A 26414-nucleotide genomic window follows, 5' to 3' on the forward strand; every position below is an offset into this window, starting at 1 on the left:
CATCGATAGAGTCGGACTTACAACCATGGGCTTTGGCAAACGTATTTTTCAGGGCATTACGTGGTATTTATTACTGGAGGTTCGTCATGAATGAATTAAAACGTTTTATATCCTTATTCGATCAGGAAGTTATCCATACTTTTGATTATCTGGGCATGCTGAGCGACGCGCAGTGGAGCGCTATACCCATCGACTCTGAAACACTTTTTCTTGGCACCCGGATCAATAAAATCACCATCAGCGCTCTGGCGAGGCATCTGATCAATGCCGAGAGTCATTGGTTTGGGCAATTGGCGAGCCTGCCGGCTACGGCCACCATGCCATTGCCGGGCAAGTCCAGCACATTGGAAAACATGCCCGATGGCCCTGCGCTGATTGATGCTTATCGTGCCACGCACGCCGTTAATCTGGAAAATCTGCATGCCTTGACGCCAGCGGTGCTGGAAAAAGAATTCGTCTTTACCGGCAGGCACTATACCGGCATCGGTTTTTTGTGGTCTGTATTGGGGCATCATACCTACCATCTCGGGCAGATCGACCTGCTGATGCGTCAGCAAGGCCTCGTAGCGCCGGAATATATGGAATGGCAGGAAACAGGACGGGTACTGGGATGAGTGCCACAGAAATCGAAAAACGCTATCGCGACCTGCTCGGTTTTGTCCCGGATAACGTCAGGAAACGTAGCGCGCTGGCCAAACTCGCCGGCCGTGAAGCCTCAATCGACGCCGTTGAATCCCTTCGTGCATCGCTCATCCATGACAATCCACTCGATCGGAAGACCCAGCAGCTGGTGCATTTCGCCATGCTGCTGGCACTGGGGCACACGCAAGCCGCCCAGCTGCATGTGCGGGGTGCATTGAAGGCGGGAGCAGGGCCGGGCGAGTTATATGGCGTATGCGAGACGGCGGCGATCGTCGGCGGCATGCCGGTGTTCAGCAATGCCGTGGAGATTGTTTATGATGCGTTACACGAAGCGGGATTGATCAAGGGGGATGCCTTGGAATAATGCCTGTCCAGGCTGGCGCAGCGGGAGAATTAAACGCAATTTGAATCAGGAGCACGGGGTGCCGCAAGCATCTTTGTCCAGGCTGCCCATTTTTTTGAGTCGTCGCGCCATGGCAAAAGCCAGTTTTTCGACTGAAGCCGGGTTCTGGCCGGTATGGAGCTGGCGGTCGATGACGACATGCTCGCTGTCCGGTGCGCCAAAATACAATTCCCCGCCCAGCCTGGCGAGGCGTTCAGGCAGCAATTCGGGCAGCGTGTCGGCGAGTCCGGCGAGCTGTTCTTCCTGTGGGCTGAAGCAGGTCATCTGATAACCTGCAAATAACCAGTTTCCACCCTGTTGTGCCATGACCAACCCTGCTGGCCCATGGCTTACTGCGCCGATCAGGCCGCCGCTGGCCAGGATGCGTTTGACCAGGTTGCCTGCGGCTTCGGAACAAATCAAATCGGCCATCGGACCATATCCGCCGGGGAAAAATAGCGCATCATATTTGGCGCCTGCCAGCGCCAGTCGTTCCAGCGATAATGGAGTGTGCCAAGCCTCGATCTCGGACAATTGTTCGCGCAGGTTGGCGATACGGCCGGTGTCGTGGTGGTGAAATGCCGGTGCAAAACAGTTTTCATCCAGCGCGGCAGGTTTTCCCCTGGGGGTGGCAATGTCGATCGTATGCCCGTGTTCGAGAAAAATATGGTGCGGCGGAACAAATTCCTGCGCCCAGAAACCGGTCGGGATACGATCACCGTTTTTGAGTGTGAGCTCGTTGGCGGCGGTGAGTATGAACAGGACTTTTGCCATCAGTATGCCGCCATCCCGTTGGGTCGATTATTTATAGAACCGCGGGTTTTGCAGGACTGGTTTACGCAATTCATGGAACCTTGCGCCAGCGTTTTTTTCAAACTGCTGCTGGCTTGGCTGTCGGTACGGCCAATCAGCTTGTTTGCTGCAGCGATGGTGCTAATGACAAGGGCAGCGAAAAACATGACAATCCTGTGCATGACGATTTCTGGATGGAAAGAGGCAGATGAGCAATAAACGATATCACAAGTATGTGTTGATTACTGTAGTGCTCGGCGCACTTGCAGCCGCACTGTACCTCGGATTGACGCAAAAAACTCCGGCGCCGCAAGTGACATTTACCGACCTCACCGGCAAGAAGATATCCATGCAAAGCCTGCATGGGAAAATGGTGCTGGTAAATTTCTGGGCGACCACTTGCCCTGGTTGCGTGGAAGAAATGCCGCATATCGTGGAAACCTACAATCAATATCATGACAAGGGTTTCGAAGTGATCGCGGTCGCCATGAGTTACGACCCGCCCAGTTATGTGCTCCGGTTCAAGCAGCAGCGCGGCTTGCCGTTTCCGGTGGCGCTGGATGTGCAGGGTAATCTGGCGCATCAGTTTGAGGATGTAAAGCTTACCCCTACCTCATATTTGATCGACAAAGATGGAAATATTGTTGAACAAACCATCGGTTCACTCGATTTCGTCAAGCTGCGCAGTCGTCTGGATAAGGCACTCATCAAAAAAGGTTGATCATGCAAAATCGGTATTCGTGGAAAAGCTATTTCGGGGTGCTGTCGGATTACCAGCAGTGGGCGAATGATCGTTTGTTCGCGGCATTGGGCGGTATTGACCGCGCCTTGCTGCAAAGCCCGCAAGGCCTGTTTTTCGGCACTATCCACCACACGGTGGATCACATCATGCTGGTCAACCGGTTGTGGCTGGCGCGGTTGCGCGGAGAAGTTGTGGCAGTCGATTTCCGGCAACTCACGTATCCGGACTGGGACCAGTTGATCGAGGCTACCCAGCGCCAAGCCGAAGAACTCACGCTGTGGCTGGAGGGCTGTCCGGAGGACTGGTTTGATGGCCAGCTGGATTATGTGTCATCCGAAGGCGAGGCACGCTCGATGTGGATGCGCGATGTGCTCACCCACATGATGAATCACCAGACCCATCATCGCGGCCAGATTTCCGCGGTCATCACCCGCCTGGGTGGTGCGGCACCGGAGATGGACTATGTTTACTACAAACGCGAGATGGAAGGCTATATGGAAATCATCCGCGATGACCAATCCTTGAGCGGCGGTGCCACCAGTCCTTCCAGCCTGGAGTAATATACCTGGCTGCTGATTTTCTGGGGCATCACTCCATGCTTGTATGATGAACGCTTCGGGCACGGTGCCGATCCAGTCAAATGCCCGCCGTGTTTCGGCAAAGACAATGCCGGCGGGATTCAGATTCATTTTCATTCGGATAGATACATGCTGTGGATTAAGGCATTGCACATCATTTTTGTGACCAGCTGGTTTGCCGGACTGTTTTACTTGCCGAGATTATTCGTCAACCATGCCATGGTTAGTGACACCGCCACGTCGGAGCGCTTCAAGCTGATGGAGCGCAAACTGTATCGCTTCATGACGCCGCTTGGCGTACTGGCGCTGCTATTCGGCACATGGCTCTGGCTGGGTTACGGTTTTGCGGGTACCTGGCTGGAAATCAAGCTTGCTCTGGTGGCTGTGCTGGTTGTCTATCACCTGTATTGCGGCCATCTGGTCAAAGTGTTTGCCGAAAACCGCAACCGGTTGAGCCATGTCTTCTATCGCTGGTTCAATGAAGTACCGGTGCTAATCCTGTTTATTGTGGTGTTTTTAGTGGTACTGAAACCTTGAGCGTTATGGACAAGAAAAACCAACGATTTTTCGCCCCTTGCCCACGCGGCCTGGAAGCTTTGCTGGCCCAGGAATTAACCGGGCTGGGCGCGCAGGATGTTGCCGGTGGATACGGGGGCGTCGCCTTTGCCGGCGATTTCACGCTGTGCTATCGCGTCAACCTGCATTCGCGTATTGCCAGCCGGGTGCTGTGGCGAGTAGGCGGCGGCGAGTACCGCGATGAAGAAGACGTCTACCAGGGCGCGCTGTCCTTCAACTGGCCGGATTTTTTCAGCGTGGACCGCACCATCGTGGTGAAAATGACAGCGCAGAAATCACCGCTGAAAAGTCTGGAATTCACTACCCTGCGCATCAAGGATGCGGTATGCGATCGTTTCCGCGAGGCCACCGGCGAGCGCCCCAACGTCGATATCCGTGAACCCGATGTGCGCATTTATGCCTTTTTGACCAGCGATACCTGCACCCTTTATCTGGACACGTCGGGCGATTCTCTGTTCAAGCGCGGCCTGCGTAAGCAGGCGGGTGCTGCACCGCTGAACGAGAATCTGGCGGCAGGCATGCTGATGTTGTCCGGCTGGCAACCCGGCACGCCATTGTTCGACCCGATGTGCGGCAGTGGCACCATCCTGATGGAGGCCGCGTTGATGGCATTGAATATCGCGCCGGGCAGCCGACGCAGCTTCGGCTTCATGAAGCTCAGCAATTTCGATGCAGTGGTCTGGAACAAGTTGCGCGACGCTGCCGTCGCGGCGCAGCGCCCGGCAGAGCCGCAAGCGATTTTCGGTCGTGACCTGTTCGGCGATTCGCTGCGCGATGCACAGGTCAACCTCGAAGCAGCCGGGCTCTCCGGTGTGGTACAGCTGAAGCAGGGCAACGTGCTGGAAGTCCCGGCTCCGGCTGAATCCGGGACCATCGTCACCAATCCACCGTACGGTGTCCGTATCGGTGAACAGGCCGAGTTGGCGGAATTTTATCCCAAGCTGGGCGACTGGCTGAAACGCAAATGCGCCGGCTGGAATGCGTACATCCTGTCAGCCGACATGCAGCTGCCCAAACTGATCCGGCTCGCGGCGAGCAAGCGCACGCCGTTGTTCAACGGCGCGCTGGAGTGCCGCCTGTTTGAATATAAAGTGGTAGCTGGATCGGCGCGCAAATAAGCGGGATTAGCCGGACAGGCGCCGTTCCTCACGCAGCAGTTTTTCCAGTTCCGCGGCCTCCAGCGGTTTGCTGAAATAATAGCCCTGCATTTCATCGCATTTCATCTCACGCAATAACGCTAGTTGTTGCGCGGTTTCCACGCCCTCGGCAATTATCCGTAATTTCAGGCTGTGTCCCAAAGTGACGATGGTGGAGGCAATGGCTGCATCGTCGGCATCCGTGGTGATGTCGCGGACAAAGGACTGGTCGATTTTGAGCGTATTGATCGGAAAGCGTTTCAGATAGCTCAGGCTGGAATAACCGGTGCCGAAATCGTCAATGGAAAGTCGAACCCCCATTGCATGGAGTTTGTTGAGCGTGCTGATGGTTCCTTCCAGGTCTTTCATGACGACGCTTTCGGTCACTTCCAGTTCCAGGCTGTCTGAATTGGGATCAAGGCCGGCATCTTCCATGGCTTTGGCCACGACCGTCAGCAGATGAGGCTGCCGGAACTGGCGTGCAGACAGGTTCACCGCCATGCGGATATGCGGCAGTCCCATATTCTGCCAGGCTTTGTTTTGCCGGCAGGCAGTGCGTAATACCCATTCTCCGATGGGCACGATAAGTCCGCTTTCTTCCGCGACCGGTATGAATTTGTCGGGCGGGATCAGGCCCTTTTCAGGATGCGCCCAGCGCACCAGCGCCTCCACGGCGATCATTTTTCCGCTCGCAATATCCACCTGTGGCTGGTAGTGCAACACCAGTTCGCCCTTTGCCAGTGCATGGCGCAGCCCGTTTTCGATTTCCATGCGATCATGGACGACCGCGTTCATTGCCGCTGTGTAAAACTGGAAATTGTTTTTGCCGTTTTCCTTGGCGTGATACATGGCGGTGTCGGCGTTGCGTAACAGACTCTGGATGTCGGTGTCGTCAAACGGAAATATGGTGATGCCGATGCTCGCCGTCACATGCATTTCATGGCTGTCTACAATGAAGGGACGGGAAACCGCGGCAAGTATTTTCTCCGCGATCTGGATAATGTTATCCACGACCGAGATGCCTTGCAGCAGGATGGTGAATTCGTCCCCGCCCTGGCGGGCGATCAGGTCATCGTCGCGCGCCACCAGATCATCCTTGCGCAGCGTCGCGGTCAACCGCTGCGCAATTTCCTTCAGTAGCATGTCGCCGTATTCATGGCCGAGGTTGTCGTTAATGTTTTTGAACCCATCCAGATCGAGAAACAGCACCGCCAGCAGCTTTTCCGTGCGCAGGGCATGCGCCATGGCATGAGCCAGGATGTCGTGGAACAGGATGCGGTTGGGCAGGCTGGTGAGCGAATCATGGGTCGCCTGGTGTAATATTTGCGTCTCGAATTGTTTGCGCTCGCTGACGTCGCGTACTGCGCTAATCACAAAATAGCCATTTTCCGTTTTTAAAGAGCCCAGGCTGATTTCTGTCGGAAATTCGGTACCGTCCTTTCTTCGGGCGAACAGTTCCCGCCTTTCCCCCATTGCTCTTACGCCGGGTGCCGCCGTCGCCATATACGCGCCGCGGTGAACGGTGTGACCGGCGCGCAAGCGTTCCGGTACCAGGATTTCGATCGCTTGGCCTATCATCTCATCACGGTTATAGCCGAAAAGCCTTTCGGTCTGAGCATTGGCCATCACGATTTTTCCGCTGCTGTTGGAGACAATGATGGCCTCCGGAGTAACCTCCATGATGTGTTGGCTTTGCTGGAACAGCAGCTCCAGTGATTGGGCCATGTTGTCGAAGACACTGGCCAATTCGCTTAATTCGTCTGTGCCCTGGGCGAGTTGCGTGCGGGCGCTGAAATCCCCCTGCGCAATCCGCTTGGCGGATTGGATCAGCGCCTTCATTTTGCGCAGCACCAGAATGTCGGTACCAAACCATGTCAGGATGAATATCAGCGCAATTGTCAACCCAAGAATGCCCAGATCTCTTGCAAATACGCGGCCACTTTTGGCAAACAGGATATCCGTGGGGGTGGTGACGCTGACGTAAATTGAGCCCATCTTGGGATTTTCGAGCAAACGATGGTAGGCAAATAGCCGGGTGATGCCGTCGGCTCCCTTGGCCCGGCCGAGGCCTTCTTTTTTCTGTGCCAGAATGCCCTGAACCAGTGGCGCCAATGGATTAAGCTTGCCAATGTACTTTTCCACATCCGGGTGTTGCGCCATAATGATGCCATTGACGTCCATCACGCTGACGGTCGTACCTTCCGGCAGATTGAGCTGTTTCAGTGCGTGCTGAAACCATTCGATATTGATGGACGTCCATGCAACCCGCATCACCGTACCATTTTCATTGAATATTGGCTGGGCGATGACGAGAACGGTTTTCCCGGTGATCCGCCCGATCATTAGGCTGCTGATGAATAATTGCCGGGTTTTAAGTGCTTGCTGGAACCAGTCGCGATCGCCGAACCAGTGCGATCCCTGGGTTGCGAGAGCATCGCACAGCAATGTGCCACGTGCGTCTAGTACACCGATATTGGTATAGTGCTGGTCGCCCTCGAACATGCCGGAAAGGCGTTGCTGGCAAACAGTCGGCGCACCATTCTTGATTTCCGGCAAAGTGGATAATGCCTGCAGCAGCGCGCTGGAATGGGTAATGGTTTCCCTCTGCTCGAAGGAAACAAGGCGCGCCAGTCGTAGAGTATTTTCCTGCGCTGCGTCAATCGCAACGCCGCGTTCTTCAATGGCATGATAAATGGTGATCGCCAGCCATGGCGCAACTGCCAGGGCCACCAGGAGCAGTACGCGTGCCCGAACGCCGGAAAACGTAAATTTTCCCAATGCCAATGTGATGATTCCTTATTCGTCGTGCAAAGCCTGAAGCATTAAAAATTGCCCGTTAATCCTTGGATATTCTGCCAGGTCTTGTATTGCAGCATTTCGCTTGTATGAAGCACCTGGGTTGCCGCACGATTTGTGGCAAATATTTGTTATAGCAGGCTACCAATGCCCGCCTTTGGCAGCAATACCCATGAATGGCGAGGTAGTATCGCCGCAAAAACCTGCTGCGAGGGATTGAAAACCGCGGCTGGCTATACGATATCGAGGTGATCCAGTCCCGACATGATGTCGCGCTCTCTGGATTCCTGACCTTGCAGTTTGATCTTCAACCTGAGGTCATTGAGGGAGTCGGCGTTGCGCAGCGCATCCTCATAGCTGATCATGCCCGCTTCGTAGAGGTCGAACAGCGAGTGATCGAAAGTCTGCATGCCCAATTCGCGCGACTTTGACATGATCTCCTTGATCTCGTGAACCTCGCCTTTGAAAATCAGTTCTGAAATCAACGGGGAGTTGAGCAAAATCTCGACCGCTGCGACACGCCCCGGGGTACCTTTTTTGGCGATCAGGCGTTGTGAGATAAACGACTTGAGATTCAGCGACAAATCCATCAGCAATTGCTGGCGGCGATCATCCGGGAAGAAGTTGATGATACGGTCCAGCGCCTGGTTGGCGCTGTTGGCGTGCAGCGTGGTCAGGCACAGGTGGCCGGTTTCAGCGAAAGCAATGGCATATTCCATGGTTTCCCGGTCACGCACCTCACCGATCAGGATCACGTCGGGCGCCTGACGCAGAGTGTTTTTCAATGCCGAAAACCAGTTATCGGTATCCACGCCGACCTCACGCTGGGTGATGATGGATTTCTTGTGTTCGTGAACATACTCCACCGGGTCTTCGATGGTAATGATGTGATCCTGGGCGTTCTCATTGCGGTAGCCGACCATCGCCGCGAGCGAAGTGGATTTGCCCGAACCGGTGCCGCCGACAAAAATCACCAGGCCGCGCTTGACCATGGCCACATCCTTGAGTACCGGCGGCAGGTTGAGTTCCTCGAACTTGGGAATCCTGGTGGTGATAGTCCGCAACACCAGGCCAACACGTGCCTGCTGGACAAATGCATTGACACGAAAACGGCCGATTTCCGGCGGGGAAATGGCAAAGTTGCTTTCGTGGGTTGCTTCAAAGTCCGCCCACTGGCGATCATTCATCAATGCCCGTGCAAACTCGCGTGTATGCGCGGGGGTAAGGGTCTGGTTGGATACGGGCGCTATCTTGCCGTCCACCTTGATGGCGGGAGGAAAGCCCGCGGTGATGAATAAATCCGAGGCTTTTTTGCTGAGCATCAGGCGCAGCAGATCGTGCAAGGCTTTGAGGGCGTCCATAAATTTATATCCAGGGTTGTTTATCCGGCAAACATGTCTTTGTTCGAGGCGCGGGAACGCGCTTCACCTACTGAAACCGTGTTGCGCCGTACCAGATCCTGCAGGCACTGATCGAGAGTTTGCATGCCGACGTTTTGCCCGGTCTGGATGGAGGAATACATCTGCGCAATCTTGTTCTCGCGGATCAGGTTGCGGATGGCGGGGGTGCCGATCATGATTTCATGCGCAGCCACACGGCCATTGCCATCCTTGGTTTTGAGCAGGGTTTGCGCGATGACCGCGCGGATCGATTCGGACAGCATGGAACGCACCATTTCTTTTTCTGCTGCCGGAAACACGTCCACAATACGGTCGATGGTTTTGGCTGCAGAACTGGTATGCAGCGTACCGAACACCAGGTGCCCGGTCTCGGCAGCGGTGAGCGCCAGACGGATGGTTTCCAGGTCACGCATCTCGCCCACCAGGATCACGTCCGGATCTTCGCGCAGCGCCGAGCGCAGGGCGTTGGAGAAGCTATGCGTGTGCGGCCCTACTTCACGCTGGTTGATCACGCATTTTTTGCTCTGGTGGACAAATTCAATCGGGTCCTCGACGGTCAGGATATGGCCGAACTGGGTTTCATTGACGTAGTCCACCATGGCAGCAAGCGTGGTGGATTTGCCCGAACCGGTGGGACCGGTGACCAGCACGATGCCGCGCGGCTGGTCGGAAATTTCCTTGAAAATTTTGGGTGCGTTAAGTTCTTCCAGTGTCAGTACCTTGCTGGGAATGGTACGGAACACGGCACCCGAGCCCCGGTTCTGGTTGAAAGCGTTGACGCGAAAGCGTGCCAATGTAGGGACTTCGAAGGAAAAGTCCACCTCCAGCGATTCTTCATAGGTTTTGCGCTGGCCATCGTTCATGATGTCGTACACCATGTCGTGCACCGTATTGTGATCCAGGGCTGGCAGATTGATGCGGCGGATGTCGCCGTGTACCCGTATCATCGGCGGCAGGCCGGCTGACAGATGCAGATCGGAGGCTTTGTTCTTGACAGCAAAGGCGAGCAGTTCGGAGATTTCCATTTGTTATAATTCCGCGATGATTTTCGAGCCATTATGGACACACTAAAAAGCGCTTTGCAAGCCGTGCACGCACGGATTGCCGCGGCGGCATGCGCTGCCGGGCGGAAGCCGGATACGGTCGAATTGCTGGCAGTCAGCAAAACTTTCGGCATCGACGCGATACGCGCAGCGGCAGCTGCCGGGCAGCAGGCGTTCGGTGAGAGCTACGTACAGGAAGCGCTAGTCAAAATAGCGGCACTGGCTGACTTATCTTTAACCTGGCATTTCATCGGGCCATTGCAACGCAATAAAACACGTGCGGTGGCTGAGCATTTTGATTGGGTGCACAGCGTGGATCGTGCCATCATTGCACAGCGTCTGAACGATGCCCGGATTGCTATGCAGCCTCCGCTGAATGTGTGCGTACAAGTAAATGTCAGTGGCGAACCCAGCAAAAGCGGCGTATCACCGGCGGATTTGCCGGCACTCGTGCATGCGGTAGCGCAACTGCCGCGCCTGCATTTGCGTGGTCTGATGGCGATTCCGGCACCCAGTAAAAGCGCGGATCAGCAACATGCACAGTTCCGCTTGCTGCGACAATTGCGGGATGGCCTGGATGTTCCGCTCGATACGCTATCCATGGGCATGTCGGACGATATGGAAGCCGCCATAGCCGAAGGAGCAACCCTGGTGCGTGTGGGTTCAGCTATTTTTGGCGGGCGTCAGATAATAAATTAACTTATCGGGAGTGGGAATGCGCATTACGTTTATTGGCGGCGGCAACATGGCCACCGCTCTGATCGCGGGCCTGTTGCGTCAAGGACACTCAGCTCGGCAGATATCGGTGGTCGAACACAATGCCGAGGCGCGCGCGCGGTTGGCGGCTGATTATCAGGTGAGCACCTATGCAGAGTTGGGCCCGGAAGCCGTCATTGCGGATACCGTGGTACTGGCAGTCAAGCCACAACAGCTCAAAGGGGTGGCGCAGGCATTGTCGCCTTTGCTCGCCACGCAGCTGGTGGTGTCGATTGCCGCCGGGGTGCGTGCACGCACTTTATCGGCGTGGCTAATGGGTTACTCCAATGTGGTGCGCACCATGCCGAATACTCCAGCCATGATCGGGGCGGGTGTCACGGCTTTGTACGCTTTGCCTGCAGTGCAGTCGCCTCAGCGCCAGATGGCAGAAGACATTCTTAAATCTGCAGGCAGTGTGTTGTGGGTGGAAGATGAAGCGTTGATGGATGCGGTCACAGCGGTTTCCGGCAGTGGCCCGGCCTATGTATTTTATTTTATCGAAGCCATGCAACAGGCAGCGCTGGAACTCGGACTGAGCAGTGCTGCCGCACGCCAGCTGGCACTGGAAACCATGCTGGGGTCTGCGCAGCTGGCTGCCGGGAGCCCGGAAGATGCTGCGACGCTGCGTGCACGCGTCACTTCCAAGGCAGGTACCACCGAGCGCGCCTTGCAGCGTATGGATGAAGCAGGAGTCAAGGCTGCCATTATCAGCGCTATCCATGCTGCCGCCGAGCGATCTATCGAGCTGGGCGATGCCCTGCAATAATAAGCCGCCGCAGGCGTTTGGAAAATGTAACAATAACAGCGTGTTTTCACGGTAAATGACTATGTTGAACCAAGCCTTGCAGTTTTTGCTGCAAAACCTTGTGAATCTGTTTTTGATCGCCCTATTGCTGCGTTTTTATATGCAATGGGTGCGTGTTCCATTCCATAACCCGTTTGCCCAGTTCGTGATCAAGCTCACCGATTTTGCCGTACGTCCGTTGCGGCGGGTCATCCCAGGCTTGTTCGGAGTGGACATGGGCACACTGCTGCTGGCTCTGGTGCTGGAATTTATATTGCTGCTGGCGCTATATGGCCTGGACGGCTACCCGTTCCTGGTGGCAGGAAGCAAAGTGTTGCCGGCGTTCCTGTTGTTGGCGGTCGTGCGTTTGGCTAGTCTGGGTATCTATACCCTGATTGGCCTGGTGTTGGTGATGGCTGTATTGTCCATGGTGAATCCCTTATCGCCCTTGATGCCGGTATTTGCGGCGCTGGCAGCACCGCTGCTGCGTCCGTTCCGTCGCCTGATTCCACCGATTGCCAATTTTGATCTTTCCCCGCTGGCTTTTCTGCTGGTGTGTCAGCTTATCATCATGCTGCCGCTCGCCTGGCTGGAAGGCGTGGCGCGTAGCATGATGTAACGGCGCGATGCCGTGCTTCCGACCTGGTTGAAAATAAGTGGTGAATCGGCACAGATTTTGCTGCATGTTCAACCAGGAGCAAAAACCACGGAAATTGCAGGTATTCATGATAATGCGCTCAAGGTTCGCGTTGCCGCAGCCGCTATTGACGGAAAGGCAAATGCTGCCCTGTGCGCATTTATTGCCAAAACACTCGATATATCAGTGAGGAACGTCCAGATTCAGGGTGGAGAAAAGAGCCGCCGAAAAATACTGAAAATTGCGGCGCTGGATGACGAGACCATTCAAAAACTAGAACAAATGGGAATGTAGACATGGCAAATCGGCTTGAGCAGGAAGTCGTGAATTATCAACAACGTCGCGCGGCGATACTCGGTTCATTGGACGCTTACCGCGGCTGGCTGGACCGCTATGCAGATATCGATGCAGAGCAGACCTTGCGCCTCTATGATCTGGCGGAGTCCCTGAAGCAGGACCGGCTGGTGCTGGCATTTGTGGCCGAATTTTCGCGGGGTAAATCGGAACTCATCAACGCGCTTTTTTTTGCCGACCTCAAACAGCGCCTTTTGCCCTCGGATGCGGGCCGCACCACCATGTGCCCGACGGAAATCTTCCACGATGCCGACAGCAAGCCGTATGTGCGCTTGTTGCCAATCGAGACGCGCTTGCGCGATGACAGCATCGCCACGCTCAAACGATTGCCCATAGAGTGGAGCACGATCAGCCTCGATCCTTCCAACGCCATGCAGCTGAGTGCAGCCTTGCGCTCGCTGGCGGAAGTCAAACGCGTGCCGATCCCCGAGGCGCGTGCCATGGGCTTATGCGATAAAGATGATGCCGAGCTGGCACGCACGGGTGCGTCTGACGGCAAGGTGGAAGTGCCGGCCTGGCGTTATGCCCAGATCAATTTCCCGCATCCGCTGTTACAAGGTGGGCTGACTATTCTGGATACGCCAGGCCTTAATGCGTTGGGCAGCGAACCCGAATTGACCCTTAGCGCGATTCCTAATGCTCACGGCGTGTTTTTCTTGCTGGCCACCGATACTGGGGTGACACGTTCCGATCTGGATATCTGGGAAAACACGGTGTATCGCCGTGTGCACCACCATATCGCGGTACTCAACAAGATTGACATGCTTTGGGACGAGCTCAAATCGGAAGCTGAAATCGACGCCATCATCCAGCGCCAGATAGACCAAACCGCCGAGCAGCTTAGAATTCCACGCCATCAAGTATTTGCGGTTTCCGCGCAGAAAGCGCTGGTTGGAAAAATTCGCGATGATCAGGTGCTTCTGGAGCGTTCCGGAATTGCCAGGCTGGAGGCTTTACTTGCCGACAAAATCATACCCTCGCGTCAGGCACTGCTGCACCAGTCGGTGAATCGCGAGGTGCAGACCATGCTGGAGGCCTCGCGTGATGGGGTATTGTCCAGACTTAAATCGGTTAAAAGCGATGCTGAGCAACTGAGTGGTTTCACCGGGAAAAACCGCGAAGTGGTCACCAAGCTGCGCGACAAACTGGTAATTGAAAAGCGCGGTTATGATGCGGTAGCGCTGAATTTCAAGATTACCCGTAACCTGGTACAGCAACAGGGGCGTGCATTATTGTCCGAGCTATCCGGTGATGTGTTAAATGCCATGCTGGAAAAAAGCCGCGAAAATCTGGATGAAAGCTGGACCACCGTCAGCCTTACCCGGGGGATGAATAATCTGTTCGGACGCATCAACACGCAATTTGCCAAAGTAGACAAAGCCGCCGCCACTATTCTGGAATTACTTGACTCGGCCTACCGGCGTTTTGAGGAGCAGCATGGATTCCCGCAATTGAATCCGCCCAAACTGGATATGGATCGGCATCGCCAGCGTCTGGCGAGTCTGGCCCAGAGTACCGAGATGTTTTGCCGTGACCCCCTTAATTTGATGCTGGAAAAGCGTTTTATGGTGAGCAAGTTTTATCAAAGCCTGGTGTCCGAGGCACGCACCGTATTCGAGATGGCGCGCCTGGAAGCCGATGCATGGCTGCGCCGGACGCTGGATCCGCTGGTAATGCGCATCCGTGACCATAAAACCCAGCTGGAACTGCGCGTCGATAACATACGCAAGGTGCACGACAATCTGGATAACCTGCAGGCCAAAGTCGCAGAGTTAAAACAGCAATTCGACGACCTGGGAAAACAGCATCAGGAAATCAATTCGATTCTCCGGACATTTTCACGCCATGCGGGCAGTGCAGTGAAGACGGCTTCCCCTCCCTCATTGCATATAGTGCAGGCAGTTGCATGAGACGGGATAAATATCCACAGCCTAAATATCTGGCCCCGCGCTTGTTGGCTGCGGCCTTGCTGGGTATGGGTATCGGGTCATTCAGTCTGTCCGGTCATGCGCTCGGCCTTGGGCCGGCGCAGGTACGTTCCGGTATTGGCCAGCCCCTGCGTGTGAAGGTCCCCGTATTGGCGGATTCGTCCGAGATGGCTGGAGGGGAAGAGTGCTTCCGTTTGGTGCAAGGGCCGCACCAAGGTGGCGCCGACTTGCCCACGCTCAGGCGTGCCGTTGTCAAGCTTGTACAAGGCGCGCAGGGTAAGTATTTGCTGTTGACCACCGCTTACCCTGTCAACGATCCGGTGCTGGATTTCAGCCTGGAGTCGGTGTGTGATAACTCGTTGCGTCGCGATTACACTGTACTGATAGACGTCGTTCCGAATTTGGCTGAAGAATCCAGCTTTGCACCCGTGACGGCAGCCGCCTCTATAGCGAAGCAACCGGTGGTGCGTGAGGGAAGTAATGCTGCGGTCATGCCATCCTCCAGGCGTGAGCATAAGGATGTGGCTGCGCGGCATCGCTCTTCCCGGTTACTGTCTGTGAACAATACCGCGAAGCAGGCAGAAAAAACCATCTCGGCGGCGCCTCGGAAAGCTGTTCCAATATCCGCTGGTCATGCCCCGGCAAGCTCGGGCGATCACTTTGCTTTGCACATCAGCACCAGCCTGAGTGCTTGGCCGGGGCAGCGCGGGCAGATATCCGATGCCAGCCAGACTGCACAACCGCTTGATAACGGCGCCAGGCTTGTTCAGGCAGATGCTTTGCAAGATGATATGGTTGCGTTGCAAAAGCAATTGGCCGAAACTAGGGCGACCGTGGCGATACTCCGCAAACAAATTGCTGCCATGACAGCCGCCCCCATGCCTGCAGCATTACCTTCCGGGTCATTGAAACAAGATTCGGCGAGTTGGCCAGCCTGGTATATGTATCTGGTGGGTGCGTTGACCGCGGGCGCTGCGGGTCTGTATTTACTACGCAGGCAGCGTCGTTCAAATCCCCCGGTCGTTACTGATGTATTGCCTGATGCCGTTGCTGTTAACATCACCGATCCCTGGACGGAAGCCTTCTGGGAGAAGCCGGAAGCTCGACAGCCCATTAGCGGCGACATCGACGGGCAGGCTCAGCCAGGCGTCGATACACCTCGGCGTGCAACCACTGAGCGGTTCGCGTCGCAGTCAGGTCGCAAGGAAGATGATTTCCTGGTGTCGACGGTAAATCAAATCACCGAAGAGGCTGCTGTGTTCGTGCACCTTGGCTATCCCGAACGCGCCATGACGTTGTTGACGGAACATATTGCCAGCCATGAGCGCAGCCACCCAGCTGTGTGGTACCTGCTCTTCGATCTGTATCGCGATAACGGCCAGCGGGCGGAATTTGAACTGGCGCAGATGAGGTTCAGGGGGCGTTTCAATCTTGTTGCGCCGCAATGGCAAAACAGCCCGGAGAGTGAAGCTGATTCTGTAGGCATACTGTCGTTCCCCCATGTGCTGGAATGCACAGCCAGACTGTGGCCGACTAGCGCCTGCCGGACGTATCTGGAAGGTTTGTTGTACGATAACCGGGGCGGTGAGCGTATGGGATTCAGTCACCAGACTTACCAGGACCTGGTGTTTCTGATTGGCTTGCTTGAACATGAGCTTGAACTTGTGCAAGCACCCGGGGCACAGGAAGCGCAGCCGGAATCGGCGGCTCCAGAGGGGCGCCTGCGCTTGATTCAAGGCGGGTCTGCCTGACCGGGCAGGTATTTAAATCAGAATCACGTCGTATTGTTCCTGGGTATACAAGCTTTCTACCTGTAGCGATACCGGCTTGCCGATGAAATCGCCGAGTTGCGCCAGGCTTTGCGATTCTTCATCCAGGAACTGATCGATCACTTGCTGTGATGCCAGTATCCTGAATTCGCGCGCATTGAACTGGCGTGCCTCGCGCACAATTTCGCGCAGGATCTCATAGCACACGGTTTGTGCAGTTTTGACTTCGCCGCGTCCCTGGCAGGTTGGGCAGGGCTGACACAACACATGAGCCAGGCTTTCGCGGGTACGCTTGCGCGTCATTTCCACCAGACCCAGCGATGAAAAATCATTCACCGTCATGCGCGTATGGTCGCGTGCCAGCGCCTTCTTGAATTCGGAAAATACTTCGTTGCGGTGACCGTGATTATCCATGTCGATAAAGTCGACGATGATGATGCCGCCCAGGTTGCGCAGCCGCAATTGACGCGCGATGGATTGCGCGGCCTCCAGGTTGGTCTTGAAAATGGTATCGTCGAAATTGCGTACACCGACGAAACCGCCGGTGTTTACGTCCACAGTGGTCAGCGCTTCGGTCTGGTCGATAATCAGATAGCCACCGGATTTCAGATCCACACGTCGCGCCAACGCTTTTTCGATCTCATCTTCAATGGCATACAAGTCAAACAGCGGGCGTTCGGCGGCATAATGGTTGAGTTTATCGACCACGCCACCACTATAATTCTCGGCAAAACTCATCATCTTCTGATAGGTTTCGCGTGAATCCACCAGAATACGGTCGGTTTCATCGTTGGCAAAATCACGCAACACGCGCAGCGACAGATTCAGTTCCTGATACAGCAGCGATTTCAATGGCGCGGTTCGAGCCTGCTGTTGAATATCTGCCCACAATTTGCGCAAGTATTCAATATCCGCCTGCAATTCGCGTTCTTCAGCCTGTTCCGCCATGGTGCGGATGATAAAACCGCCGTGTTCATCCTCTGGCAACAACTGTTGCAGCTTCTGGCGCAGCGATTCGCGTTCGGCTTCATCTTCGATTTTTTGCGAGATGCCGATGTGCGTTTCCTGCGGGAGATACACCAGAAAGCGCCCGGCAAAACTCACTTGGGTAGACAGTCGCGCGCCCTTGGTGCCGATCGGATCCTTGATGACTTGAACCAGCACACCCTGCCCTTCGAACAGAATGCGCTCAATCGGGCGTTCCTCGCCCCCGGCATGGCGTTCTTCCCAGATATCGGCGACATGCAGAAACGCGGCACGTTCCAGGCCGATGTCGATAAATGCGGACTGCATCCCCGGCAATACCCGGCACACCTTGCCGAAGTAAATGTTGCCGACCAGGCCAAGCTGACTGATGCGCTCGATGTGGAGTTCCTGCACTACACCCAGATGCATCACTGCGACGCGGGTCTCCTGGGGGGTAACGTTGATGAGAATTTCTTCACTCATGATGCGCGTTTACCTTGGGGCTTATTCGAAAAATTTCATGTTGAAGCGTTCCAGCAGCTGCGCTGTTTCAAACAGCGGCAGGCCCATTACGCCGGAATAGCTGCCCTCCAGATGTTCAATGAAAGTCGCTGCGCGCCCCTGTATGGCATATCCTCCCGCCTTGTCAAAGGGCTCGCCGCTACTGGTATAGGCGAGAATTTCACGTTCGCTGAGCGGTTTGAATTTGACTGTCGACGTGCTCAGTAGCGCCTCGCATCGATCTTCATATGTCACTGAGACCGCAGTGACAACCTGATGACTGCGACCAGCCAGTTTGCCCAGCATGTCAATCGCCGCATTCAGGCCCAGTGGCTTGCCGAGAATTTCGTCATCCAGGATTACCGTGGTGTCAGCGCCGAGTACTGGATAGTGCGGAATATGGCGTTCTATGACGCGCTGCCAGCCAACGTCGGCCTTGGCGCATGCGATGCGCTGTGCATAATCCTGTGGCGATTCGCCAGGTCGCGGTGTTTCATTGACGTCGAGGCGGCCGCCGGATTCACGTAACAGCAACACTTCGTGACGCACGCCAATCTGACGCAGCAACTCGCGGCGGCGCGGCGAACGGGAGGCGAGATAAATGCGTGAATCAATATGCGCCATGTTAGGTCTTATTCCCGGTGGTAAGGGTGGTTTTGTGTCACGCTCCAGGCGCGATATAGCTGTTCCGCCAGCATCACCCGCACCAGTCCGTGCGGCAGGGTAAAGCGTGACAGCGCAACCAGTTTATCGGCACGTTGCTTGATATCTTGATGCAAGCCGTCAGCGCCCCCTATGACGAAAGCCGTGTCGCGCCCGGCGCCTTGCCATTCACGCAGCGCGTCGGCCAGTTCCAGTGTGGTGAGCTGACTGCCATGCTCATCCAGTGCCCACGCTGTGGCGTCTCGCGGCAGCGCAGCGAGGATACGGTCGCGCTCGGCTTCCTTGATCTGCTCATCGGTCTTGCCGCCGGCGCGTTTCTCCGGCTTGAGTTCAATCAGCTCGATGCTGTTCTCGCGCGGCATGCGCTTGGCATATTCGGCAAACCCGGTCTCGATCCACGCCGGCATTTTCTGTCCCACCGCGATGATGCGCAGCTTCATGGAAAGGTTCAGCCGGCTGCGTTGCGTTTATTGCGCTGATCCTGCGCCGCGCTCCAGAGTTCTTCCAGGTTGTAGTACTGGCGTACGGCAGGTTGCATCACATGCACGACGACACTGCCCAGATCGAGTAGCACCCACTCACCTGACTCCATGCCTTCAATGCCCTGGTCGGGGATGCCTTTTTCCTTGAGTTTTTCCTGCACGTTGTGTGCCAGTGCCTTGGTTTGACGCGTGGAATCTGCGCTGGCGATGACCATGCGCTCAAACATGGCAGTGAGTTGGCTGGTGTCGAGTACCACAATGTCCTGGCCTTTGATGTCTTCCAGTGCGTCGACGACTGCAGCAGTGATTTCGTTGATATCCATTAATTTTCCGGTAAATATAGTTGGTTGGCCTGAATATAGTCGAGAACCACGTTAGGCAGCAAATAACGTGGGCTGCGTGCGGCACGCAAAGTGTCACGGATGTGCGTGGCGGAGATATCCAGCGCGGTGATCGGACGCGTAACCAGCAGCCCCGCCGCAGCGCTGGTCAGGTCTTGCGGGTGCGCCATGCGCGCTTCCAGTTCGGCGCGCAGCACCTCGGGCATGGCGTCTTTCCAGGTGCTTTGCGGAAAGCCGGGACGATGCGCCACTGCGATGTGCGCCAGTGCGAACAAGTCCTGCCAGCGGTGCCAGGTGGTCAAGCCCAGGAACGCATCAGCACCCAGCAGCAGGCACAAGGGCTGTGTGGTGCCCAGTTCGTCACGCAATGAGGCGAGCGTCTCCACCGTGAAAGACAAACGCGGCAACCCGACTTCGCGGTTGTCCAGCACAAAACGCGGATTGCCGGCAATTGCCAGCTGCACCATCTGCAGCCGGTGATGCGCGTCGGTGCGCGGACGAGTGCGATGCGGCGGTGTACCCGCCGGGATGAAATGCACCGTGGCGAGTTCCAGCGCCTCGGCCATTTCCTCCGCCAGACGTAAATGACCGAAGTGGATCGGGTCGAAAGTGCCGCCGAAAATGCCGATGGGTTTCAATGGCTGTGCGTGAGGCTATGCATCTAAAGGCGATTTGCCACAGAGAGCACAGAGGGCACCGAGCGTGATGTAGGCAGCTGTTCTCTGTGAGCTCTGTGTCCTCCGTGGCATGAAGTGCTTTGGGTTTTTATTCGCGCACATGGCCATCGCCCAGCACCACCCATTTCTGCGAAGTCAGCCCTTCCAGTCCGACCGGCCCGCGCGCGTGGATTTTGTCGGTGGAAATGCCGATTTCAGCACCCAGGCCGTATTCGAAGCCGTCGGCGAAACGGGTGGAGGCGTTCACCATCACGCTGCTGGAATCCACTTCGCGCAGGAAGCGGCGCGCGCGCGTGTAGTCCTCGGTGACAATCGCATCGGTATGCTGCGAACCATACGTGTTGATGTGCTCAATTGCCGTGTCCATGCCGTCCACCACGCGGATGGAGATGATGGGGGCGAGATATTCGGTGACCCAGTCCTCATCCGTCGCCGCATTCATCGCCACAATCCGGCGCGATGCCTCGCAGCCGCGCATTTCCACGCCCTTGGCGGCGTAGATGGCGGCGATCTTTGGCAATACCGTGGTTGCTACTCCTTGAGCCACCAGCAGCGTTTCCGTCGTATTGCAGGTGCCATAACGGCTGGTTTTGGCGTTGTCGGCAATGCGCACCGCCTTGTCGGGGTCGGCGCGGTCGTCGATATACACATGGCACACGCCATGCAAATGCTTGATCACCGGAATGCGTGCATCGTTCATCAGGCGCTCGATCAACCCCTTGCCGCCGCGCGGCACGATCACGTCTACATAATCCCTCATGGTAATGAGTTCGCCCACTGCTGCGCGATCGGTGGTTTCGATGACCTGGACTGTAGTTTCCGGCAATCCGGCGGCGGCGAGTCCTTCGCGCACGCAGGCGGCAATCGCCTGGTTGGAGCGGATTGCTTCGGAACCGCCGCGCAGGATGGCGGCGTTGCCGGATTTCAGGCACAGCCCGGCGGCATCGGCGGTCACATTGGGCCGCGCTTCATAAATGATCCCGATCACCCCCAGCGGCACGCGCATTTTGCCCACCTGGATGCCGGAAGGGCGGTATTTGAGGTCGCTGATTTCGCCTACCGGGTCGGGCAATGCGGCGATTTGCAACAGACCTTCCACCATGCCGGCCACTGATTTGGCATTCAGCGCCAGGCGGTCGAGTAACGCCTCGTCCAGCCCCTGGGCACGCGCAGCGGCCATATCCTCGGCATTGGCGGCGAGCAGTTTGTCGGCGTCGCGCTGGATGGCTTGCGCCATGACGGTGAGCGCCTTGTTTTTGGTATTGGTATCGGCGCGAGCTACAGCGCGCGAAGCGGCGCGGGCAGCACGTCCCATATCCTGCATGTAGGTTTTGATGTACATATCAAATCCAGAGGTAAATGTCGAACCCGGATTTTAACCCGGAACCGCAATACGGTGCTTGGGTGACTTGGGCAGGGGCTGCGCAGTGACCGCTGAATGATTATGGAAAAGCAGTTAGTCCACGAAAAACACGAAAGGCACGAAATAAATCAATAGCTTGTACAGGCTTGGTCATTCACCCATCGGGTAACGATCTACGGCCTGATATTTCGTTGAATATTTTGCGAGCTTTGGTCTAACGGCGAAATGCCTGCTTACCTCATTTCGTGCCTTTCGTGTTTTTCTTGGACCAATAGCCGTTTTTAGGATGATGGCTCACTCAAGCAAAAATACGGGTTCCTGATCGGCAGGCATCTGCGCCAGTTCCCCCGGGGTGAGCCGCGCATAAATCTCGATCAGATAGCCACTCGGGTCGCGCAGCCACAGTTCATGCAGCGGTGTGCCGCGCCAGGTGGTGCGCGGCGGTTTGACGATTTCGGCGCCGGCTTGCCGGGCGCTGTGGGCAGCCGCAATCACCGCAGCCTTGTCGGCCACGCCCAGCCCCAGATGATACAGGCTATAGGTGTCCAGTGCCTCGCCCCGGTCATTCACCAGCAGCACCATGTTCAGGTGCAGATGCGGCACGATGAAGGTGCTGAATCGGGCCGTACGGTCTTTCGGCTCGACGCCGAAAAACGCAGTATAAAATTTCGTGCTGTGTTCCAGATCGGCGACGCGCAGGCTGAGATGGAACTCATGTGCGGAGGGAAACCGGCTCGTGTCAGGCATGTGATTGACCTCTACTAATGGGCAGGGGAGAGACGCGCGGATCTGGTTGGCGGCGCGATTTTCAACGCCAGTTGACCGAGCGCATCCCACACATCGCCGCTTTGCAAACCTTTGATGGTGCGGTCTATCGCGGCGGCATCGTGCAGCGCCTGGGTGAGCGTGGCCAGACTGACGCGGGCGAGCGCCTTGTCCACCAGCGCTTGGCGCGACTCCCATACCCCGGCTTCGCGCATCAGTTGGGCGGCGGGCTGGCCGCTGGCGTGGCCGGCCTTGATGCGGGTCAGGATGCGCAGTTCACGGGTGAGAGTCCACAGGATCAGCACCGGCGTTTCACCTTCATTGCGCAGGCCGTCGAGCATGCGCATCAGGCGCGGCACATCGCCCGCCAGCAGCGCATCGGAAAGCTTGAAAACATCGTAACGCGCCACATCGAGCACGGCTTCGCGCACGTTCTCGAAAGTGATGTTGCCGGGCGGAAACAGCAGCGCAAGCTTGCGGATTTCCTGTTGGGCGGCGAGCAGGTTACCTTCCACACGTTCGGTCAGAAAACGCAGCGTCTGGCTATCGGCTTGCAGGTTTTGCGCGGCCAGCCGCGTACCGATCCAGCGCGGCAGTTGGTCGATGGTTACCGGGTTCACGCCGACCACGACACCGCTGGCATCCAGCGCAGTGAACCATTTGGCGTTGGTGGACTGGCGGTCGAGCTTGGGCAGCGTGATGAGCGTGATGGTGTCTGCAGGCAGCCTGGCGCAATAGGCTTGCAGGGCCTTGCCGCCTTCCAGACCGGGCTTGCCGGAGGGAATGCGGATATCGGCCAAGCGCAGGCTGCCGAACAGGGAGAGATTGTCGCCGGCGGAAAGCAGGTCGTTCCAGTTGAAACGGCCTTCCACGGTGTGCACTTCACGTTCGCTGTAGCCAGCGGAACGGGCGCTCGCACGCACCATGTCCGCGGCCTCCAGCGCCAGCAGCGGCTCGTCGCCGTATACCGTATAAAGCGGCTGGAGGCCGCGTGCCAGGTGCTGGGCGAGTTGCTCCGCCTTGACGCGCATGCTTATTTGGCGCTGGCGATACGCTGCATGATCTGCTGTGCAGCGTCTTTCTGCATGTCGCGGTAAAGCAGTTGCTCTTCTGCGGCCTTGGCTAGAACCTGGGCATCGTTATAAGTCATGTCGCGCGCCAGCAACAGACTGGCGGGCGCCAGGATAACTTTGCCCTTGGGCGTGATGAGCTGGTATTGCACGCGGTATTGCAGCTGGAATTCGCGCACCCGGCCGATGCCGGACAGGGCCACGATCACCTTGCTGTTCTGCACCGACATGATATCGATCACGCTTTCCGCCTTTTCCGCACTGGGCGCCAGGCGACCGGCATGGCCGAGGCGCAAGGCGGCTTGCAGCGCAGCCGCCAATCCATCCTGCCCGCCCTGCACGTAAACGGATCGATATGGCAGTTCTATTTGCCCGCGCAGATGAAAGCCGCAGCCGGCGATGAATATGACGCTAAGGACCACCAGCCATAGCCGGCCGGGAAGAATGTTTTTCATGTTGTCTCCAATTGAGTTCAGACTACGATATTGACCAGTCGTCCCGGAACCACCACCACTTTTTTCGGAGCTTGCCCGGCCATGAATTTTTGTGCTGCCTCGTGCGCCAGCGCCAGTTGTTCGATGACCTCGCGGCTGGTGGATTTGGCGACTGTGATCTCGCCGCGCAGCTTGCCATTGACTTGCAGCACCAGGGTGATTTCATCCTGCTCCAGCGCGGATTCGTCCACTTTCGGCCAGGCCTGATCGAGTAACCGGGTGCCCGGTTGCAGTGCTGTCCACAACGCTTCGCATGCATGCGGCACGATGGGCGTGAGCATCAGCACTGCGCCTTCCAGTACTTCCTGCGCCACGCTGTGTGCAGCCGAACTGGCATCAGTCATTTTACTCAATGCATTGAGCAATTCCATGACTGCGGCGATGGCGGTGTTGAACGTCTGGCGCCGGCCGTAATCATCGCTGATTTTTTTGATTGCACTGTGCAGCTGGAATCGCAGCGCTTTCAGTTCGGCGGATAATTCACCGCCGGTATAGGCTGGCACTACCCCGGTGCTGACGTGATCATGCACCAGCTTCCACAGCCGTTTCAAAAAGCGGAATGCACCTTCCACGCCTGCATCCGACCATTCCAGGCTTTGCTCCGGCGGCGCGGCAAACATCATGAACAGACGCGCGGTATCCGCACCGTAGCTGTCGATCAGCAGTTGCGGATCGACGCCGTTGTTTTTTGATTTGGCCATTTTTTCGGTGCCGCCGATGACCACCGGCAGGCCGTCGGCCTTGAGCACGGCATCCAGCGGACGGCCGCGCTCATCCATGCGCACGTCCACCTCGGTCGGATTGATCCAGTCCTTTTTGCCGTCGCCGGCGTCGCGGTAAAAGGTCGGCGCGATGACCATGCCCTGGGTGAGCAGGCGCGTAAACGGTTCGCTCGATTGCACCAGGCCCTCATCGCGCATCAGCTTGTGGAAAAAGCGCGCATACAGCAGATGCAGAATGGCGTGTTCAATGCCGCCGATGTACTGATCCACCGGCAGCCATTTGTCGGCACGCGCATCCAGCATGGCGTTGCCGCAATCGTAGCTGGCGTAGCGCGCGTAATACCAGCTCGACTCGACGAAGGTGTCCATGGTGTCGGTTTCGCGCCGCGCCGGCTGGCCGCATTTCGGGCAGGCGCATTGGTAAAACTCGGGCATTTTCGCCAGCGGCGAGCCCGCGCCGGTGACTACCACATCTTCCGGCAGCACCACCGGCAACTGGTCGTCGGGCACCGGCACATCGCCGCAGGTGGCGCAGTGAATGATCGGGATCGGGCAGCCCCAGTAGCGCTGGCGCGAGATGCCCCAGTCGCGCAGGCGGAACTGGGTGCGTTTGCTGCCCAGCCCTTTGGCCTGCAAGTCGGCAGCGATGGCTTCCAGCGCAGCATCGAAATCCAGACCGTCGTATTTGCCGGAATTGAACAACGTGCCGTGGTTGGTAAAACAAGGTTCCCATTTTTGCCAATCAAATATCAAACTCTTCTTGTCTTGCGCTCCATGCACAACAGGAGGGACTAAATGAATATTACCTGTGTTGTTATAGCTAGCGATCGTATGCTCTGATAACAGTTCGTAACCTTCTGGAATTACAACTGGTTTGATAGCTGGTAGTTGGTCTTTGTAATTCTGCGCAAACTCAAAATCGCGCTCGTCGTGCGCCGGTACCGCCATCACTGCGCCTTCGCCATAACCCATCAGCACGTAATTGGCGACCCATACCGGGAGTTTTTCGCCGGACAGCGGATGGGTGACGAACAGGCCGGTGTCCATGCCTTTCTTGGCTTGCGTGGCGATGTCGGCTTCGGCCACGCCGCCGCGTTTGCATTCGGCGATGAACTCGGCCAGCGCCGGATTGCCGGCAGCGGCGCGGGCGGCGAGCGCATGTTCGGCGGCAACCGCCACATAGGTTGCGCCCATCAGCGTATCCGGACGCGTGGTGTAGACCTTGAGCACGCCGGGCTCGCCGATGCTTGCAGCGTCGTAGGGGAAATGCACTTCGCAGCCGAAACTTTTGCCGATCCAGTTGCGCTGCATGGTTTTGACCTGCTCCGGCCAGTCCGGCAGAGTATCCAGGCCGCTCAGCAGTTCATCAGCGTAGGCGGTGATGCGCATGAAGTACATCGGGATGTCGCGCTTTTCCACCAGCGCGCCGGAACGCCAGCCGCGTCCATCGATGACCTGCTCGTTGGCGAGCACGGTGTTGTCCACCGGATCCCAGTTGACCGAAGCGGTTTTCTTGTAGATCACGCCTTTTTCGAACAGGCGCGTGAACAGCCACTGCTCCCAGCGGTAATACTCGGGCTTGCAGGTGGCGAGTTCGCGCTCCCAGTCGATCGCCAGGCCGAGGCTCTTCAGCTGGGTGCGCATGTGATCGATGTTGGCGTAGGTCCATGCGGCAGGCGGCACGCCGTTTTTCAGCGCGGCGTTTTCCGCAGGCAGGCCGAACGCATCCCAGCCCATCGGCTGCATCACGTTATAGCCCTGCATGCGGTGGAAACGCGCCAGCACATCGCCGATGGTGTAGTTGCGCACGTGCCCCATGTGCAGCTTGCCGGAAGGGTAGGGGAACATCGACAGGCAGTAGTACTTGGGCTTGTCGGAAGTCTCGACAGCCTTGAACGCGGCGGATTCAATCCAGCGGCGCTGGGCGTCCGCTTCGATTTTCTGGGGTTGGTATTGGGCTTCCATGAGATGCGATAAACGGCGCTGGCAAAAGTCCGATTATACCCTGCCGAACTGGCGGTGCGTGGACAGCGGGACAGCTTAAAAGCTATACTG

The 26414-nt window shown here is 56.8% G+C and carries 27 protein-coding genes; 12 read left to right on the forward strand and 15 right to left on the reverse strand.

All coding sequences use genetic code 11. The annotated features are described in order from the left end of the window. Positions 1 to 86 precede the first annotated feature (86 nt). Positions 87 to 614, forward strand: a complete 528-nt coding sequence (locus EI185_RS05800; protein WP_124704187.1) for a DinB family protein — start codon at positions 87 to 89, stop codon at positions 612 to 614. After that, a complete protein-coding gene (locus EI185_RS05805; protein WP_124704188.1) occupies positions 611 to 1006 on the forward strand; it encodes a carboxymuconolactone decarboxylase family protein in 396 nt (131 codons plus the stop codon). The genes EI185_RS05800 and EI185_RS05805 overlap by 4 nt, the downstream gene beginning before the upstream one ends. 45 nt (positions 1007 to 1051) lie before the next feature. On the opposite strand, the gene EI185_RS05810 is transcribed toward EI185_RS05805, so the two are convergent. Together EI185_RS05810 and EI185_RS05815 are read right to left on the reverse strand one after the other, a co-directional pair. Beyond that, a complete protein-coding gene (locus EI185_RS05810) occupies positions 1052 to 1798 on the reverse strand; it encodes a type 1 glutamine amidotransferase domain-containing protein (RefSeq protein WP_124704189.1) in 747 nt (248 codons plus the stop codon). Continuing rightward, positions 1798 to 1983 carry a hypothetical protein gene (locus EI185_RS05815; RefSeq protein ID WP_124704190.1) on the reverse strand — a complete coding sequence of 62 codons (186 nt, stop codon included), beginning with the start codon at positions 1981 to 1983 and terminating at the stop codon, positions 1798 to 1800. Before EI185_RS05815 ends, EI185_RS05810 begins: the two co-directional genes overlap by 1 nt. A 41-nt stretch (positions 1984 to 2024) precedes the next feature. Between EI185_RS05815 and EI185_RS05820 the strand changes: the two genes are divergently transcribed. The 4 genes from EI185_RS05820 (at position 2025) to EI185_RS05835 (ending at position 4830) form a co-directional block, all read left to right on the forward strand. Then, positions 2025 to 2537 (forward strand): TlpA disulfide reductase family protein, encoded by a 513-nt coding sequence (locus EI185_RS05820; RefSeq protein ID WP_124704191.1) that lies wholly within the window; start codon positions 2025 to 2027, stop codon positions 2535 to 2537. 2 nt (positions 2538 to 2539) lie between these two features. Further along, positions 2540 to 3118 (forward strand): DinB family protein, encoded by a 579-nt coding sequence (locus EI185_RS05825; protein WP_124704192.1) that lies wholly within the window; start codon positions 2540 to 2542, stop codon positions 3116 to 3118. Between the two features lie 147 nt (positions 3119 to 3265). Beyond that, entirely contained in the window at positions 3266 to 3673 is a 408-nt protein-coding gene (locus EI185_RS05830) for a CopD family protein (RefSeq protein ID WP_124704193.1), read from the forward strand. A gap of 5 nt (positions 3674 to 3678) precedes the next feature. Continuing rightward, complete coding sequence (locus tag EI185_RS05835; RefSeq protein ID WP_124704194.1) at positions 3679 to 4830, forward strand: THUMP domain-containing class I SAM-dependent RNA methyltransferase; 1152 nt, start codon at positions 3679 to 3681, stop codon at positions 4828 to 4830. Between the two features lie 6 nt (positions 4831 to 4836). Here the strand turns inward: EI185_RS05835 and EI185_RS05840 are convergent, their stop codons facing one another. The 3 genes from EI185_RS05840 to EI185_RS05850 form a co-directional block, all read right to left on the reverse strand. Further along, positions 4837 to 7632, reverse strand: coding sequence for a bifunctional diguanylate cyclase/phosphodiesterase (locus EI185_RS05840; RefSeq protein ID WP_124704195.1), 2796 nt, complete (start codon positions 7630 to 7632; stop codon positions 4837 to 4839). Positions 7633 to 7877: 245 nt separating this feature from the next. Continuing rightward, the gene (locus EI185_RS05845) at positions 7878 to 9005 is read right to left on the reverse strand and encodes a PilT/PilU family type 4a pilus ATPase (protein ID WP_124704196.1); all 1128 of its coding nucleotides are present in this window, start codon (positions 9003 to 9005) and stop codon (positions 7878 to 7880) included. 20 nt (positions 9006 to 9025) lie between these two features. Further along, the gene (locus tag EI185_RS05850; protein ID WP_124704197.1) at positions 9026 to 10069 is read right to left on the reverse strand and encodes a type IV pilus twitching motility protein PilT; all 1044 of its coding nucleotides are present in this window, start codon (positions 10067 to 10069) and stop codon (positions 9026 to 9028) included. A 33-nt stretch (positions 10070 to 10102) separates the two neighbouring features. On the opposite strand from EI185_RS05850, the gene EI185_RS05855 reads away from it, so the two are divergent. The 6 genes from EI185_RS05855 to EI185_RS05880 all read left to right on the forward strand — a co-directional run bounded on the left by EI185_RS05855 (position 10103) and on the right by EI185_RS05880 (position 16297). Further along, on the forward strand, positions 10103 to 10786 hold the full coding sequence (locus tag EI185_RS05855; RefSeq protein WP_124704198.1) for a YggS family pyridoxal phosphate-dependent enzyme: 684 nt from the start codon (positions 10103 to 10105) through the stop codon (positions 10784 to 10786). A 16-nt stretch (positions 10787 to 10802) separates the two neighbouring features. Continuing rightward, the gene (gene proC / locus EI185_RS05860) at positions 10803 to 11609 is read left to right on the forward strand and encodes a pyrroline-5-carboxylate reductase (RefSeq protein WP_124704199.1); all 807 of its coding nucleotides are present in this window, start codon (positions 10803 to 10805) and stop codon (positions 11607 to 11609) included. Positions 11610 to 11670: 61 nt separating this feature from the next. After that, complete coding sequence (locus tag EI185_RS05865) at positions 11671 to 12246, forward strand: YggT family protein (RefSeq protein ID WP_124704200.1); 576 nt, start codon at positions 11671 to 11673, stop codon at positions 12244 to 12246. A gap of 12 nt (positions 12247 to 12258) precedes the next feature. Continuing rightward, positions 12259 to 12558, forward strand: coding sequence for a DUF167 domain-containing protein (locus EI185_RS05870; RefSeq protein ID WP_124704201.1), 300 nt, complete (start codon positions 12259 to 12261; stop codon positions 12556 to 12558). 2 nt (positions 12559 to 12560) lie between these two features. Further along, entirely contained in the window at positions 12561 to 14528 is a 1968-nt protein-coding gene (locus EI185_RS05875) for a dynamin family protein (RefSeq protein WP_124704202.1), read from the forward strand. Beyond that, positions 14525 to 16297, forward strand: a complete 1773-nt coding sequence (locus EI185_RS05880) for a type IV pilus assembly protein FimV (RefSeq protein WP_124704203.1) — start codon at positions 14525 to 14527, stop codon at positions 16295 to 16297. The genes EI185_RS05875 and EI185_RS05880 overlap by 4 nt, the downstream gene beginning before the upstream one ends. Positions 16298 to 16309: 12 nt before the next feature. Here EI185_RS05880 and rng read toward each other — a convergent pair whose 3' ends face one another. The 10 genes from rng to leuS all read right to left on the reverse strand — a co-directional run bounded on the left by rng (position 16310) and on the right by leuS (position 26324). After that, positions 16310 to 17764 carry a ribonuclease G gene (rng, locus tag EI185_RS05885; RefSeq protein WP_124704204.1) on the reverse strand — a complete coding sequence of 485 codons (1455 nt, stop codon included), beginning with the start codon at positions 17762 to 17764 and terminating at the stop codon, positions 16310 to 16312. A gap of 21 nt (positions 17765 to 17785) precedes the next feature. Beyond that, positions 17786 to 18406 carry a Maf family protein gene (locus EI185_RS05890; RefSeq protein ID WP_124704205.1) on the reverse strand — a complete coding sequence of 207 codons (621 nt, stop codon included), beginning with the start codon at positions 18404 to 18406 and terminating at the stop codon, positions 17786 to 17788. 8 nt (positions 18407 to 18414) lie between these two features. Next, the gene (gene rlmH, locus EI185_RS05895) at positions 18415 to 18885 is read right to left on the reverse strand and encodes a 23S rRNA (pseudouridine(1915)-N(3))-methyltransferase RlmH (RefSeq protein WP_124704206.1); all 471 of its coding nucleotides are present in this window, start codon (positions 18883 to 18885) and stop codon (positions 18415 to 18417) included. Positions 18886 to 18893: 8 nt separating this feature from the next. After that, positions 18894 to 19250 (reverse strand): ribosome silencing factor, encoded by a 357-nt coding sequence (gene rsfS / locus EI185_RS05900; RefSeq protein WP_124704207.1) that lies wholly within the window; start codon positions 19248 to 19250, stop codon positions 18894 to 18896. Continuing rightward, positions 19250 to 19906, reverse strand: coding sequence for a nicotinate-nucleotide adenylyltransferase (nadD, locus tag EI185_RS05905; RefSeq protein WP_124704208.1), 657 nt, complete (start codon positions 19904 to 19906; stop codon positions 19250 to 19252). The genes rsfS and nadD overlap by 1 nt, the downstream gene beginning before the upstream one ends. A gap of 127 nt (positions 19907 to 20033) precedes the next feature. Then, positions 20034 to 21287 (reverse strand): glutamate-5-semialdehyde dehydrogenase, encoded by a 1254-nt coding sequence (locus EI185_RS05910; RefSeq protein WP_124704209.1) that lies wholly within the window; start codon positions 21285 to 21287, stop codon positions 20034 to 20036. Between the two features lie 315 nt (positions 21288 to 21602). Then, positions 21603 to 22055 carry a VOC family protein gene (locus tag EI185_RS05915; RefSeq protein ID WP_124704210.1) on the reverse strand — a complete coding sequence of 151 codons (453 nt, stop codon included), beginning with the start codon at positions 22053 to 22055 and terminating at the stop codon, positions 21603 to 21605. Positions 22056 to 22069: 14 nt separating this feature from the next. Then, positions 22070 to 23104, reverse strand: a complete 1035-nt coding sequence (gene holA / locus EI185_RS05920; RefSeq protein ID WP_124704211.1) for a DNA polymerase III subunit delta — start codon at positions 23102 to 23104, stop codon at positions 22070 to 22072. 2 nt (positions 23105 to 23106) lie between these two features. Beyond that, entirely contained in the window at positions 23107 to 23598 is a 492-nt protein-coding gene (locus tag EI185_RS05925) for an LPS-assembly lipoprotein LptE (RefSeq protein ID WP_124704212.1), read from the reverse strand. Positions 23599 to 23615: 17 nt separating this feature from the next. Beyond that, positions 23616 to 26324 (reverse strand): leucine--tRNA ligase, encoded by a 2709-nt coding sequence (gene leuS / locus EI185_RS05930; RefSeq protein ID WP_124704213.1) that lies wholly within the window; start codon positions 26322 to 26324, stop codon positions 23616 to 23618. Positions 26325 to 26414: the final 90 nt, after the last annotated feature.

Origin of the sequence: Sulfuriferula multivorans (genome assembly GCF_003851125.1) — a bacterium.
GTDB lineage: Bacteria > Pseudomonadota > Gammaproteobacteria > Burkholderiales > Sulfuriferulaceae > Sulfuriferula > Sulfuriferula multivorans.

What these genes read in the sequence shown, in the direction of transcription:
- rsfS (WP_124704207.1), bottom strand. Translation starts at nt 19,250, where the DNA reads ATGGATATCAACGAAATCACTGCTGCAGTCGTCGACGCACTGGAAGAC.
- EI185_RS05910 (WP_124704209.1), bottom strand. Translation starts at nt 21,287, where the DNA reads ATGTACATCAAAACCTACATGCAGGATATGGGACGTGCTGCCCGCGCC.
- rng (WP_124704204.1), bottom strand. Translation starts at nt 17,764, where the DNA reads ATGAGTGAAGAAATTCTCATCAACGTTACCCCCCAGGAGACCCGCGTC.
- EI185_RS05825 (WP_124704192.1), top strand. Translation starts at nt 2,540, where the DNA reads ATGCAAAATCGGTATTCGTGGAAAAGCTATTTCGGGGTGCTGTCGGAT.
- holA (WP_124704211.1), bottom strand. Translation starts at nt 23,104, where the DNA reads ATGCGCGTCAAGGCGGAGCAACTCGCCCAGCACCTGGCACGCGGCCTC.
- EI185_RS05815 (WP_124704190.1), bottom strand. Translation starts at nt 1,983, where the DNA reads ATGTTTTTCGCTGCCCTTGTCATTAGCACCATCGCTGCAGCAAACAAG.
- EI185_RS05830 (WP_124704193.1), top strand. Translation starts at nt 3,266, where the DNA reads ATGCTGTGGATTAAGGCATTGCACATCATTTTTGTGACCAGCTGGTTT.
- leuS (WP_124704213.1), bottom strand. Translation starts at nt 26,324, where the DNA reads ATGGAAGCCCAATACCAACCCCAGAAAATCGAAGCGGACGCCCAGCGC.
- EI185_RS05800 (WP_124704187.1), top strand. Translation starts at nt 87, where the DNA reads ATGAATGAATTAAAACGTTTTATATCCTTATTCGATCAGGAAGTTATC.
- EI185_RS05820 (WP_124704191.1), top strand. Translation starts at nt 2,025, where the DNA reads ATGAGCAATAAACGATATCACAAGTATGTGTTGATTACTGTAGTGCTC.
- EI185_RS05880 (WP_124704203.1), top strand. Translation starts at nt 14,525, where the DNA reads ATGAGACGGGATAAATATCCACAGCCTAAATATCTGGCCCCGCGCTTG.
- EI185_RS05875 (WP_124704202.1), top strand. Translation starts at nt 12,561, where the DNA reads ATGGCAAATCGGCTTGAGCAGGAAGTCGTGAATTATCAACAACGTCGC.
- EI185_RS05845 (WP_124704196.1), bottom strand. Translation starts at nt 9,005, where the DNA reads ATGGACGCCCTCAAAGCCTTGCACGATCTGCTGCGCCTGATGCTCAGC.
- EI185_RS05890 (WP_124704205.1), bottom strand. Translation starts at nt 18,406, where the DNA reads ATGGCGCATATTGATTCACGCATTTATCTCGCCTCCCGTTCGCCGCGC.
- EI185_RS05925 (WP_124704212.1), bottom strand. Translation starts at nt 23,598, where the DNA reads ATGAAAAACATTCTTCCCGGCCGGCTATGGCTGGTGGTCCTTAGCGTC.
- EI185_RS05835 (WP_124704194.1), top strand. Translation starts at nt 3,679, where the DNA reads ATGGACAAGAAAAACCAACGATTTTTCGCCCCTTGCCCACGCGGCCTG.
- EI185_RS05865 (WP_124704200.1), top strand. Translation starts at nt 11,671, where the DNA reads ATGTTGAACCAAGCCTTGCAGTTTTTGCTGCAAAACCTTGTGAATCTG.
- EI185_RS05805 (WP_124704188.1), top strand. Translation starts at nt 611, where the DNA reads ATGAGTGCCACAGAAATCGAAAAACGCTATCGCGACCTGCTCGGTTTT.
- EI185_RS05915 (WP_124704210.1), bottom strand. Translation starts at nt 22,055, where the DNA reads ATGCCTGACACGAGCCGGTTTCCCTCCGCACATGAGTTCCATCTCAGC.
- EI185_RS05810 (WP_124704189.1), bottom strand. Translation starts at nt 1,798, where the DNA reads ATGGCAAAAGTCCTGTTCATACTCACCGCCGCCAACGAGCTCACACTC.
- EI185_RS05855 (WP_124704198.1), top strand. Translation starts at nt 10,103, where the DNA reads ATGGACACACTAAAAAGCGCTTTGCAAGCCGTGCACGCACGGATTGCC.
- proC (WP_124704199.1), top strand. Translation starts at nt 10,803, where the DNA reads ATGCGCATTACGTTTATTGGCGGCGGCAACATGGCCACCGCTCTGATC.
- EI185_RS05850 (WP_124704197.1), bottom strand. Translation starts at nt 10,069, where the DNA reads ATGGAAATCTCCGAACTGCTCGCCTTTGCTGTCAAGAACAAAGCCTCC.
- rlmH (WP_124704206.1), bottom strand. Translation starts at nt 18,885, where the DNA reads ATGAAGCTGCGCATCATCGCGGTGGGACAGAAAATGCCGGCGTGGATC.